General features: G+C 67.8%; 9 protein-coding genes. 1 reads left to right on the forward strand and 8 read right to left on the reverse strand.

Translation table 11 applies throughout. From position 1 onward, the window contains the following. Positions 1 to 61 precede the first annotated feature (61 nt). Positions 62 to 1,246: a glycosyltransferase family 4 protein gene (locus QW845_RS05665; protein WP_315800645.1), complete on the forward strand. Its 1,185-nt coding sequence runs from the start codon at positions 62 to 64 to the stop codon at positions 1,244 to 1,246. Here the strand turns inward: QW845_RS05665 and QW845_RS05670 are convergent, their stop codons facing one another. From QW845_RS05670 to QW845_RS05705, 8 genes are all read right to left on the reverse strand, one after another. Further along, positions 1,247 to 2,425 (reverse strand): glycosyltransferase, encoded by a 1,179-nt coding sequence (locus QW845_RS05670; RefSeq protein WP_315800646.1) that lies wholly within the window; start codon positions 2,423 to 2,425, stop codon positions 1,247 to 1,249. Beyond that, the gene (locus QW845_RS05675; protein WP_315800647.1) at positions 2,418 to 3,440 is read right to left on the reverse strand and encodes a polysaccharide deacetylase family protein; all 1,023 of its coding nucleotides are present in this window, start codon (positions 3,438 to 3,440) and stop codon (positions 2,418 to 2,420) included. The genes QW845_RS05670 and QW845_RS05675 overlap by 8 nt, the downstream gene beginning before the upstream one ends. Next, positions 3,437 to 4,957 (reverse strand): lipid II flippase MurJ, encoded by a 1,521-nt coding sequence (locus QW845_RS05680; RefSeq protein WP_315800648.1) that lies wholly within the window; start codon positions 4,955 to 4,957, stop codon positions 3,437 to 3,439. Before QW845_RS05680 ends, QW845_RS05675 begins: the two co-directional genes overlap by 4 nt. A gap of 181 nt (positions 4,958 to 5,138) precedes the next feature. Beyond that, complete coding sequence (locus QW845_RS05685) at positions 5,139 to 6,296, reverse strand: glycosyltransferase (protein ID WP_315800649.1); 1,158 nt, start codon at positions 6,294 to 6,296, stop codon at positions 5,139 to 5,141. Further along, positions 6,293 to 8,563, reverse strand: a complete 2,271-nt coding sequence (locus QW845_RS05690) for an exopolysaccharide transport family protein (protein ID WP_315800650.1) — start codon at positions 8,561 to 8,563, stop codon at positions 6,293 to 6,295. Before QW845_RS05690 ends, QW845_RS05685 begins: the two co-directional genes overlap by 4 nt. Positions 8,564 to 8,589: 26 nt before the next feature. Next, a complete protein-coding gene (locus QW845_RS05695; protein WP_315800651.1) occupies positions 8,590 to 9,744 on the reverse strand; it encodes a glycosyltransferase in 1,155 nt (384 codons plus the stop codon). Positions 9,745 to 10,114: 370 nt separating this feature from the next. Continuing rightward, on the reverse strand, positions 10,115 to 10,807 hold the full coding sequence (locus tag QW845_RS05700; protein WP_315800652.1) for a DUF2848 domain-containing protein: 693 nt from the start codon (positions 10,805 to 10,807) through the stop codon (positions 10,115 to 10,117). 72 nt (positions 10,808 to 10,879) lie between these two features. Further along, positions 10,880 to 12,205 (reverse strand): DUF3422 domain-containing protein, encoded by a 1,326-nt coding sequence (locus QW845_RS05705; RefSeq protein WP_315800653.1) that lies wholly within the window; start codon positions 12,203 to 12,205, stop codon positions 10,880 to 10,882. Positions 12,206 to 12,907 lie beyond the last annotated feature (702 nt).

Consider the following 12,907-nt stretch of genomic DNA (forward strand, 5'->3'; position numbering starts at 1 on the left):
CTGTGCTAATGACCAGCAGATTGGAACGAAGTCGCAATGTCTGATCCCTTAGATGTCCGTTATGACGTTTGAGATCGTCCAGGTCGTTCAAGAGATAAGCAATGCCGGCGGCGTGGAAACCGTCGCTATCGAGCTGGCGCGCGTTTTCGGCCGGAATGGTTTATCGAACGTCGTGCTCGCGAGCACCGTCGCGGACAATCTCGAGCACACGATCAGGGTCGAGCGCGTCGCGCCATGGCTAGCGCGGATTCCGACGCGCGGACTGTTCCGGCACATCGGCCGCGCCATCGTCGTGCCGCTGTTCACGGTGGCCGCGACACGGGCGCTGGCGCGGCACCCCGACGCCGTCGTCGTCAGCCACGGCGACAGTCTCAAGGGCGACGTGCTGATCGTGCATGCGGTCAATGCGCAGAGCCTGGCCGAGAAGCGCGCCGCCGGCAGCTGGCGCTGGATGCTCAACCCGATGCATCTGTGGGTCGCGCTACGCGATCGGTTCATGATCGGAGGCCTGCGGTATCGGGCGTTCGTGGCGGTGTCCTCCCGCGTCACCGCGGAGCTGCAGCGCTTCTTCCGCGTGCCGGCCGCCCGCATCCACGTCATCTCCAACGGCATTGATCTCGCGCGGTTCAAGCGCGAGACCGCCAGCGGCCAGGCGATCCGGCGTGAGTTCGGCATCCCGGACAATGCGCGCCTGCTGCTGTTCGCCGGCCACGAATTCGACCGCAAGGGACTGGCGCATGCGATCGGCGCGCTCGATCGGCTCGGCGACGACGTCTGGCTGCTGGTCGTCGGCTCGGACAATCCCGCGCCCTACCGCAGGCTGACGCGCAACGCCCAGCAACGACTGATCTTCGCCGGCTCACGCTCGGACATGCCCGCGCTGTACTCGGCGGCCGACGCCTTCGTGCTTCCCACGAGCTATGAGACCTTCTCGCTGGTCTGCATGGAGGCCATGGCCTGCGGAGTGCCAGTGTTCGCAACGCCGGTCGGTGGCATCGAGGATTATCTGCACGACGGCGTCAACGGCTTCCGCATCACGGCCGATGCCATCGATATCGCGGCCAAGCTCGCTTCCGTCTTCGCCGATCCCGCGCTGATGCGCCGGCTGCAGGACGGCGCCCGGGCGACCGCGCAGACCTATGGCTGGGACCAGATCGGACTGCAATACATCGAACTGCTCAAGCAGATCGATGCCGCCAAGCGACAGCCTGGCCACGCAGCGATGGCGCTGCCGGTGAAGGCCTAGCTAATTCGTCTGCAGCCGCTGTGGGCGGGCGAGGCCGGATGCGGCTCTCGACTGATGCGCCGCACGGCATGCCGTTTCAATCGCCGCCGCGACCGCTTCATAGGTGAAGCGCCGGAGCACGTTCGCGCGGGCCGCCCCACTGCGAACGGCGAGCTCCGCCCGCCGGCCGCTGAGCTCATCGATGAGCCGACACAGGCTGCCGGGGTCCCGCTCCGGCACGATCCAGCCGCCGTCGCCGACGACATCCGGAATCGCTCCGCAGGTCGATCCGATCACCGGGATGGCACAGGCCTGGGCCTCGATGATCACCCGGCCGAACTGCTCGCGCACCGCGTCCGTGGTGCGCGTCAGCAGCAGCAATGCGTCGAGGCCGCGCAGAAAAGCTGCGACCGCAGCGGGTGCAGCCCAGCCCTGGATGGTGACGCGCCCGATCAAGCCAAGTTCGGCGACGCGCCGGCGCAGATGCGGCTCGTGCGGACCTTCGCCCATGATGCTCAGCGTCGCCGCCGACTTGCTGCGCGCGAGCGCTTCGAGCGCATCGTCGAGTCCCTTCTCGACCACCAGCCGGCCGACATAGCCGAGCCGCAGCGGTGAGCCGGCCGTCGCATTCGATCGGTCATCCGCTGGCATGAAGGTCGCGAGGTCGACGCCATAGCCGATCGGCGTCACCGGACCCGTGTAGCCACACGCCCTCACGACCTCAGCCGCATCGGGACTGCGTGACAGGATGTGGGCGGTGCGGCCGAGGACGAACTTGCGGATCGCCTCGAATGGTGGCGGCAGCCGTTTCAGGATGTTCTGGTCGACCTCGAGCACGAGCGCCGCACGGCCACGCAGCATCTGCGCCTGCAGCGCGACGATGCTCCAGGGCTCCTCCCAAAGGTGAATCACGTCGGGATCGAGCTCGCGCAAAAGGCGGCGCAGCGCCGGATAGAAGTGCAGGTACCATTTCATCGGACCCGCATCGGGGAGCCGGATCGGGAGGCGATGGATGGGAAACCCTTCGTTGGAGTGAGCCGCGGTGATGGTGCGGCCGAATTCCTTCCACACTTCGGGCACCACGAGATGCAGCTCGACGTCGGGCCGGGACGCGAGATGGCGGTAGCGCAGCCGGCCGGCCTCGCTGCTGGTGGCCGGATGCGCAATCGAGACGATCCGCAAGCGTCCCCTGCTAGACACGGCCCATCACCTTCGCTGCAGTCCCGCTGAAGCCCGTGAGATGCAGCTCCATCGCCGCCAGCGTCCGATGCGCGCCATTCATGGTGTTGCGCGGAATCGAGAACGCATCCTGCCCGGCTTTGACGAGGCCCTTGCGGGTGGTGGCAGCACTGGCAAATCCGGCCTGCCGCGCCAGCGCAAAGTCCCGCGGTCCGCAATCGGCGGCGCGCCCGTAGGGAAACGCGAAGTGCCGGACGTCGATGCCGAGCCGCTCGTTCAGCCGCAGCCGCGCGCCGGCCATCTCGTGCAGGGCGGCTTCCGGAGACAGCGACGAGATGCGCGCATGCGAGACGGTGTGAGCTCCGATCTCGACCAGGGGATCGGCTGCCAGCGCTTCCAGCATGTCCCAGGAGATCGCATGCTTCCAGTGCATTGCATCGATGTCGATGGCGTTGGCGGCACAGAACACGGCGTAACGATCCGCGGCCTGCTGGCCATCCCAGCGCGAGGCGACCTGCGCGAACACCGCGCGGCGCTGCTCGTCGCTCGACAGCGCGATCCTCTCATCGTCGACCGTGACATGGCCCCTGTGCCGCAGCGCATCCTCCAGGCCAGCGGCCCACAGCGGCAAGGTGCCGTCGGGAATCCCGGTCGTCACGAACAGCGTCACCGGCACCTTGTGCCTGCGGAACACCGGCACCAGCAGCTCGCACGTATCGCGGTAGCAGTCGTCGATCGAGAAGTTGACGTAGCGGCCGGACGGCTCGGCGCTTGCAGCCCGGCGGAGCGCCTCGCTGATTGTCACGATATCCCAACCCTGGTCGAGGACATAGCCGAGGAAGCGATCGAGAAAGTCGACATCGACGTAGAAGTCGCGATTGGGCAGACGCTCCCACTGCTCTGCCGGCGCGGTGCGATGGAACGTCAAACAGCAGCCGCGCGGGCCGAGCACACGATCGACGGCCTTGGCGACAGGAAGGACGAAGGCACCGGATGCCATCATCGCCTTGGCGGCAGCGAGGGCCAGCAGGGTCAACTCAGCTCTCCCTTCATCTTGAACGTACGACGAACATGACGGAGCGCCGTGCCCACCACGGCCGGCAGCAGGATGCCGATCGCAAAGGCCAGGCAGAGCAGATACGCCAATCCGCCGGCGAACAGGCGCGGCAGCAGGCCCGGCACGGAAGTCTGAATCATCAGGCCGAGCACGACCATCAATGCGGTCGGCAGCAGGGCCAGGCCGATCACGAGCAGGAGCTTTCGCGCATCGCCGAGCACGAACACCACGCCCGACAGCAGCACGAGGCTGCGGATCGCTTCGCCAACGCCGAGCAGCTGCATGCCGGCCGCCGGCGACGGATCGAACAGCGGCATCAGCAGGTTGAAGCCCATGTTGGCGAGATAGGCCGAGACGATGATGACCGCAGCGACGCCGTTGCGCCCCGCGCCATTGAGCAGACGGATCAGGATCCAGCCGAGGGTCGCAGCCCAGACGCCGCAGGCGATGCCCTTGAGCGCATGCGAGGTCAGCAGCAGGGCCTCGTCGCCGAACGCGCCGCGGAAATAGATCAAGCGGACGATGTCGGTCGAGAAGACCAGCAGGAACGCCGAGGCCGGCAAGGTCAGCGCGAGCAGCGGCCGCAGCAGCGCCTCGGTCTGCGCGCGCGGATCGCGCGGGGCGTGCTGCGACAGCACCGCCATGCCGAGCGGCTGGCTGATCAGCAGCAGCGCGCTCTCGGTCAGCGAGCGCGCGTAGTCCAGTGACGCAACGGCGCCGGTCGTCAGCCGCGATGCCGTGAAGCGCTCGATCCAGACGTTGCCCTGCTCCGCCAGCGGCAACGCCAGCAGGACGCGCAGCCGGCGGAAGAATTCGAACCCCTTCTCGATCACCATGCCGGCGGTCAGGCTGGAGACGCTCAGCGCGCCGTCGCGCCAGAGCGTGAACACACCCCAGGCGGCGAGGCCATTGAAAGCAACGGTGAAGGCGCAGGCGAGCATGTAGGCGTCGCCGGTCAGAACCAGCAGGCCGATGCCGCCGATCACCGCGACGTTGAGCAGGCTGGCACGGACATTGGTCAACCGCGTGCGGCCGAGCGCGATCTCGCCGGCGGCAAGCACGTTGAGCACCGCCGAGGCCGGCATGCCGAACGCCATCATCCGCACGAAGTGCAAGGTGAGCTCGCGCCCCTCCGCCGAGAAGCCGCCGACGACGGCGTTCACCCAGAGCTCACCGAGCAGCAGGATGATCGCGGTCACCAGGCTCGAGACGACGGCAATGACGATCGTCAGCGCACCGAGGCTGCGCGCGGCATCAGGCCGCTGCAGCGCCTCGCGATGCATCGGGATCATGATCGCCGGCACGCTCTCGTTCTGCAGGAACGCGAGCGGGATGAGCACGGCCGCCATGGCGGCGCGGAAGCCGTCGGCGACGAGCGAGGCGCCCAGCACATGCGCCATCAGCACCTCGCGACCGAAGCCGAGCATCTTGCTGGCCAGCGCACCGCTGATCAGCAGCGCACTGAAGCGCTTGAGCGAAGGACCGGAGGCGCTCATGCGACCCCCTCCGATACGGCCTGCGGCCCTATCCACCGCGCAGGGACTTGTCCGTCCTTGAGCAGTTTCGGCCACGGCAGCACTGGCGCGAGAATGGCGAGGGTCGGGCCGAGCGAATCGCAGTCTGCGACGAGATCGACCGTACACCGCTCGGAGGACGGGGCAGATGCAACGATCGTGCTCACACCGCCGCTCCCGCGCCGACATTGCGGATCAGAAGCCCGATCGAGTCCAGCATGCGTGCAAGACTGTAGTGGGTGCGCGCGCGGCGCGACGCGTAGTCGAGCTGTGGCGCGAGGATCTCGGGTTCAGCCAGCACCGCGTCCAAAGCCTCGGACAGCGCACGCGCATCACCTGGCGGCACGAGCAGACCGGCCCGGCCATGTTCGAGGATGTCCGGCGCAGCGCCGGCGTCAGTGGCAATCACCGGCACGCCGGCGAGCATCGCTTCGACCAGGGTGCGGCCGAACGGCTCGGGATCGATCGACGGATGCACCATCGCGTCCATCGCCTGCATCAGCAGCGGCACGTCGCTGCGATGTCCCAGGAAATGAACGCGGTCGCCGAGGCCAAGATCGGCAACGAGCCGTCTCAGCTCAGCCGCGTAGTCCTGCTCGCCGAACAATGCGTCGCCAACGATGACACCGTGCACGCCCGGCAAATCGGCCAGCGCCTCGATCAGAACATGCTGTCCCTTCCACCGCGCGAGCCGGCTGAACACGCCGACCAGCGGTCCCGACGGCAGGCCGAGTCGCTGCCTCAGCTCCTGGCGCGACGCCGGCACGGGTTCGACGGCGAGACCATTGGGCACGACCTCGACGAGAGAGCGTCGACCTCCGGCCGCGATGAAGGCGGCTGCGGCGGCTTCGGAGGGGACGACGACCTTCGCCGCAAAGCGGTTGGCGAGAAAGATCTGCATGCGACGCTGCAGCACGCCGAAATGAGCCGGGCTGATGATGTCGTGCAGATGCCAGATCAATGGCCGCCGTGCCGCGATGTTGGCGATGGCCGACAGGACAAAGGCCTTCTGCGAATTGGCATAGAGGACGTCATGCTTGCGTGCGACATGCGCGAGCTCCGCGGTGATCGCCGCGAGTCTGCCGAACAGCGGCAGCGCCTTGAGCCACGAACTGTCGCGTCTGAACTGCCCCAGGCCGCGGCCCCAGCGCGACGTGATGACCGGCATGCGACGCTCAGCCAGCGCCTTGCCGAGCGGGCCCGGCTCGAACAGGAACACCGCGGAATCCCTGCGGCCCTGGACGACATCGAGCAGGATCAGCTCGGCGCCGCCGATCTGCCCGGTATGATCGACGAACAGGACACGCTCGGTCGACATCACCCGGCTCCGGCGTAGGCTGCCACGGGCGCGGTCTGGACCACAGGCGCGCTGCGGTGCTCGACGTCGGTCATGGTGACGACGATGCCGACATCGCGGGCTCCGAGGGCCCTGCTCCTGTTCACCGTCGCGACCGCCGGCTCGATCAACGACCGGTCGCTGCGAACGCAGACGATCGCCCAGTCCGTACCGGCAAGGAAGTCGTTCCGTTGCGACGGCAATGGTGTGTCGACGATCACGGCATCATAGCCATCGAGACCAGCGAGGAGACCGTCGAGGCTGATCGCGGCGAGAATGTCGCCGACGGGACCGGTCGCCTCACCAACCGGCAGCACGTCGAGCGAGGGATGCGCGGTGGGCAGAACCATGTCCCGGAGCGGCGTCCCGCGCTCCAGCGCGCCGACCCATCCGGGGTTTGCCGGCAGCGCCATGATCTCGGCAAAGGCGGGATTCGAGACGTCGCACTCGACGACCAGCACGCGCCGGCCTGCGGCCGCGAGGTGCTCTGCCAGCGCACAGGTCGTGGTCGTCTTGCCATCTGCGGCATCAGGAGAGGTCACGACGATGCGCTGCGTTCGGGCGGACCGCTTCAAACCGAGTTCGTGGACGAGCTCATGCAGCGTGTGCTGAAAATCAGCGTCCTCGGAGGCGAGGCGCAAGACGCGCGGGATCGCCAGCGGTTGATGGCCCTGCAGGATCGCGCCGAGCGCCGACATCTCACGCAGGCTCTTCAGGCGCGGCAGGCAGGCCAGGATCGAAACGTCGGCGACGCTCGGGAGATGAGACCCTCGTTCGGGCGCTGCCGGTGGCTTCGCCGCCTCCGGTGCGGTCACACGCTCGGCCAATTCAGGGACGATGGCGGGAGCCTCGTCGACAGCGGGCGTCTCGACCTGCCCGGCCGGCGCTTCCGGAGCGACGGGCACGGGCGGGCTGATCAGGCGCGCGCCGAGCTTATCGGCGAGCAGCGCAGCGCCGACACCGAAGATCAACGCGAGCGTCATGCCGGCGGAGAGGAAGGGGATCTTCTTCGGGAAGAACGGCTTGCTCGGCAGCTCAGCGAGGCTGACGAGACGCGTGCTGCCGCGCAGGACGCGCCGTTCGGTCTCGAGCTCGCTCGCTTTCTTGTAGAGCTCGGCATATTGCTGGCGCTTGATCTCGGTGTCGCGCACCATGCTCTCGATGGAGGCCTCGTCCCGCGTGGCCGAGCCGGCCTCCGCCTTCGCCGCGTCCATCTGCTTCTTCAGCGAGGCCACCAGCGCGGTGTTGGCATCGTACGTCTTCTGCGCGCTCGCCGCGATGCTCTGCATCTCTGCGACCAGCCGCTGGTGGATGATCGCCTGCTCGCGCGTCAGCGCCAGGATCGAGGGATGCTTCGGCCCGAGCACGCCGGTCGCGCTGGCGAGCTGCGCGCTCACGGTCGTCAGTTGCTGCTTGAGGTCGGCGATGGTGCGGCTCTGCAGCACCGACGGGGCGTCGGTCGGCCCGCGCTCCTGCTCCGACTTGATCTCCTGCAGCCGCGCGGCAGCGTCGGCGCGCGCGGCCTCCGCCTGCGACAGCTGCTGGCCGATGCTGGTCAGCCGCTCCGAGGAGATCGGCGCATTGGCGCCACGCATCAGACCCTTGGTGCGGCGGAACTTCTGGATCTTGTCGTCGGCCTGACGCAGTTGCTGGTCGAGCTGCTTCAATTCCTTCCAGAGCCAGGAGCTCGCGACCTCGCGGCTGTTGGCGCCTTCGGTGCGCTGGTCCTCGAGAAAGGTCTGCGTCAACGCGTTGGCGAGCGTCTTCGCAACCTCGGGACTGCTCGACTGATAGGAGATGTTGATGACGCGCGAGCGGCCGGCCGAGGCGATGCTGAAGCGGCTGTCGACATGATCGATGAACGCGCCCGGATCGGTCTTCAGGCGCTGGCACGCATCGGCTGAACCCGTGAGACGGCCGCGCTCGCATTCGCCGACCACGGCGTCGACCACGCCGGGCGACGACATGATCTGACGCAGCAGGCGCGGCGAGCGGATCACCAGGAGCTGGCTTTCCATGTCGGCGGGATCGCCGATCTTCTGCGCCCACGCCGCCGAGGTGTTGGCACCCGGCTCCTGCTCGGCGATGATCACCGAAGCGGTGGCGAGATAGCGCACCGGCAGCAGCACGAGTGCGGCCACGGCGAGCGCGAGGACGGCGCCGGCCACGATGGCGAACACGCCGCGGCGGCGCCAGATCCGGGCGACGGCGTCAATGCCGGACAAGGCCTCGCCAAGAGCCGCCTGCCTCATGATCTGCACCCGCGCCACATCCAACACTACGCAATCAGCCGCGTCGCGCGGCCCTGATGTCCCGCACGGAAACTGTCGATCTCCTCGTTGACCGCCGCGACGAACTGGCTGCGGAAACGCTCGGCCGAGAAGAAGCCGGCGCGCTGGCGGCAATCGAGACGCGAGATCGACTTCTCCTTGGCCGCGAACGCACGCACGCAAGACGCGATCGCCTCGGGCTCGGGCGACTCGAAGAACATGCCCGTCGGGCGCGGCCCCGTGGTGAGGATCGACTCGCGCGCACCGCCGCGGCCGAGCGCCAGCACTGGTGCGCCTTCGGACTGCGCCTCGACCGGAATGATGCCGAAATCCTCCTCCGCCGCGAACACGAAGGCGCGGGCGGTGGTCATGAGGTCGCGCAACTGCTTGTCGGGCACGAAGCCGGCGAACTTCACGTTCGGCCCCGCGATCGCCTTGAGCCGTGCGGCCTCCGGGCCGTCGCCGGCCACGACCAGCTCGAGGTCCGGCATGGTGTTGAAGGCGCGCACGATCGGCTCGATGCGCTTGTAGGGCACCAGCCGGCTCGCGGCGAGGAAGTGGTTGCCGACCGGGAGGATCGCCGCGCGCTGCGCGATCGTCACCGGCGGGTAGATCACCTTGGCGTCGCGGCCGTAGATCTTCTTGATGCGGCGGGCGACGAACTGCGAATTGGTGAAGATGGCGTCGGGGCCGTGCGCGGTGCGGGCGTCCCAGATTCGCATCTTGTGCAGCAAAGCGCGGGCGATCAGGCCCTTGACGCCGGTGGCGTAGCCGCTCTCCTGCAGATACTGGTGCTGCAGATCCCAGGCATAGCGCATCGGCGAATGCACATAGGCGATGTGCAGCTGCTCCGGCCCGGTCAGAACGCCCTTGGCCACCGCGCAGCTCGAGGAGATCACCAGGTCGTAGCTCGACAGGTCGAGCTGCTCGATCGCGAGCGGCATCAGCGGCAGATAGGAGCGGTGATACTTCCGCAACAGCGGCATCTTCTGCAGGAAGCTGGTGTGCGACGTCTCGAATCCCAGCTTGGCGCGGTCCTCGGGACGCAGCAGGTCGAACAGCGTGAAGACGTCGGCGCCGGGATAGCAGCGCAGGATCTCCTGAAGGACCTTCTCGGCGCCGCCGAGAACGTAAAGCCAATCGTGGACGATCGCGACGCGCATCGCACTCTCCCAATTCCCGGGGTATTTAATAAAACCCTTAAGGGAGACGTTCACGCGCACAAACCCAATCCTAAACTTCTAGTTAATCGCCCTTCTCCTCCGACCCGTCGAATCCGCTGCTAACAAGTAAGGATCAGTTAAGGATCGGCAAGACGCATCGCGTCTCAGATCGTGACAGGCGTGTGCCGGACCAGAACGCGAAACAAGGCTTTGGTCCGCTTCGGCACACTCGGGCACCCTAGGCGGTCTTGCTTAACAGGCCCTTGCCGATTGCAACGCCTGCGCGCGCCGTGATCGGTGGAGCCAAACCGCGACGACGCGCCGCGGCCCGTTCGTTAACCTCTGCCGCCGCACACGAACGTGATCGCGATCAGCCGGCGATGGCGAGCTGCGCGACCGCGTAGCCGTGGCGGATGGCGCGGTTCAGCACGGGATCGACCAGCTCGAAATCGAAGCGGTCGGCCGGGCGGATGCCGCCCTTGGCGGCAAAGGTGCCGCCGAACATCGCGGTGCCCTCGGGCAGGCCGGCCTCACCATAACGGCGCGCGATCAGGTCGAAGGGCGCCAGCATGCCGCTCAGCGCGCCCTCCTGATACAGCACGCGCTCGCCGTCGATGGTCGCGAACGCGCGCAGCAGCAGCCGGTCCCAATGCGCGGCGACGTCGTCGACCAGCCACAGCTCCGGCGCGACCGGCTTGTCGCACATCTGCTTGGACACGGTGATGTTGTAGGTCTCGACCTTCCGGTCGGTATGATCGGAGCCGACGCCGACCAGCAGCCGACCGCCCGCCTGCACCAGCACGAACTCGACCTCGCCGGAGGAGTCGCCGCCGCTGACCTCGATGCTGTCCGACGTCGTCAGCCGGCTGGCCGCGACCTCGTAATAGATCGGCGTCGTCGCGGGCCTGGCAATGCCGAGCTCTTCCAGCTCGGCGATGTGCTTGTCGCGGGCGACCGGATCGCGCCCGGTCCAGCCGGCGATGTCGAGGCGGCTCAGCGTGATCCGCTGCCGCGTCGCCGCATCATCCGCGTGAACCAGGACATCGATCGTTGCACCGCTCATCGTCTCATCGCCTCTTGCTGACCAGCCCGCCGCTTAGCCGTCCGGCCGCACGCTGGCAAGCCGCCCGGCCGTTCACTCCTGCTCGGCCTTCTCCGCCTCGTGATCCTCCTTCAGGTGCCGCTTGCGGATCTGGTGGGTGGTGAACCAGATCAGCGCGATCGCGGCCGGCACGAAGGCGGCGGTGGCCAGCGTCGGCTCGACCGGCAGGCCGGTGTCGTGCGCGCCCTTGGCGAGATAGCCGAACAGGCTGACGACGTAATAGCCGATCGCGGCCACAGACAGGCCTTCGACCGTGCTCTGCAGGCGCAGCTGCAGCTTGGTGCGCTCGTTCATCGAGCGCAGCAGATCGCGGTTCTGCTGCTCCAGCTCGACATTGACGCGGGTGCGCAGCAGATCGGCGGCGCGCGCCAGCTTGAGCGACAGGTTCGACTGCCGGCCCTCCAGCGCGTTGCAGGTGCGCATCGCCGGCGCGGTGCGCCGCGCCAGGAACGACGACCAGCTCGAATACGGCGCGACCGGCTCGCCCTCGATCACCGCCAGGCGGGCCTGCACCAGGTCGTAATAGGCGCGGCTGGCGCCGAACCGGAACAGGCTGCCGGTGGCGCCGCGCTCCAGCAGCGCCTCGAGCTCGGTCAGCTCGCGCAGCAGGTGGTTGTTGAGCTTGAACGACTGCGCGCCCTGCATCTCCGCGAGCACCTCGACCAGCCGCCGCTCGATGCGGTCGACGTCCGGCGCCAGCGCCAGCGCCGCCGGCAGGCCGAGCAGCGCCAGGGTACGGTAGGTCTCGAGCTCCAGCACGCGCTGCACCAGCGCGCCGAGCCGCTCCGGCGTCGGGCCGTCGGCGCAGACCAGGATGCGGGTGAAGCCGTCATCGTCGAGACGAAAATCGGAGGCGACCGCGCCGGCGCTGCCCTTGATCGTCACGATGGCGAGGCTGCTCTTGTCGAAGATCTCCTCGGCGCGCGCCACCGGATCGGCCGCGTTCTCGACCTCGAGCTTGACCGCGACCAGGAGCTCGCCGGCCTGCGGCAGCGCCGCGATCAGCGCCTTCAGCTCAGGCGCGATGGCACCGAAGCGGCGCGGGCCTGAGTCCGCGGGCGGGCTCCAGATCCAGGTGAGGGTGGCGAATTCCGAATGCTGCTCGAAGCGCAGCCTGACCGGGCCGAGATCGACCTGGTGATGCTTGACGTCCGGCTCCGGCGGCAGCGCGCCATGCTGCGCGCAGAACGCGGCAAGGCTGGCGCGGTCGACCGCCGGACTGTCGCCTTTCGCCATGAAGGCGAAGCGGATCACCAGCACCGGCTGCGTCAGCGGCGTGAACGGCCGCGCATGCACCTCGTTCAGCACGCTCTCGCGCAGGGCATGCGGCGTGAAGGCGGACTTGTCGAGCGACGTCATCGGGACGGTCCGCGCGTGAGAGCGACACCTGACGCAGACGATCGCGCTGCGCCTGAATTGATCACCCCCGTCATGCCGTGCATCCCCCTGACGTTCATCGTCGCCCGGCCGCCGACGCGCCGGCAGCGTGTGACACCAGTGTAGCGCAATTCGATGACGGCGCCACGGCCGCGGCCATGCTGGGCGCGTCGGCGGCTCTCTCGGCGCCACGGCACATCGAGCATGATGCCCGCAGACACACCAACACCTCCCGCGGCGCGATCGCGCCCGGGATCATCATCACCAAGACCCTCTTCAATTGCCGAGGGCGCAGGGAAGGCCGGACCTCGACTGAGGCCCGTGGCCCCCGTGCGGAAAAATTGCACGGGGCAGGAACCACAGGTTCAGCCGGACAGACCCGGCCCTCCCTGCGCGATGGGTTTAACGGCTGCTCCGAGCTCTCCCCGGGGACCGGCTTGTTTGCCCCCGTCGCCTGATGACACGTCATGTCATCCAGGCTTGGCGCCAGCGTCGGGGCGCCAGGACCACACGGCTTGACCGTCCGCGAGCTGCCAATCGTCCAGCGCAAAAGCACCTGACAGGCCCGCGGCCACCGCTCCCCGCCTCAACGTATCGTGACGACGCGTACGCCCCTCTGCATGAGGACGGGATGCGCGGAGTAGAGCATGATTTCGGAAAAATCGCAAGTGGAATTTGTGCGGT

The sequence above is a fragment of the Bradyrhizobium sp. SZCCHNS3002 genome, from assembly GCF_032377435.1.
Lineage (GTDB): Bacteria > Pseudomonadota > Alphaproteobacteria > Rhizobiales > Xanthobacteraceae > Bradyrhizobium.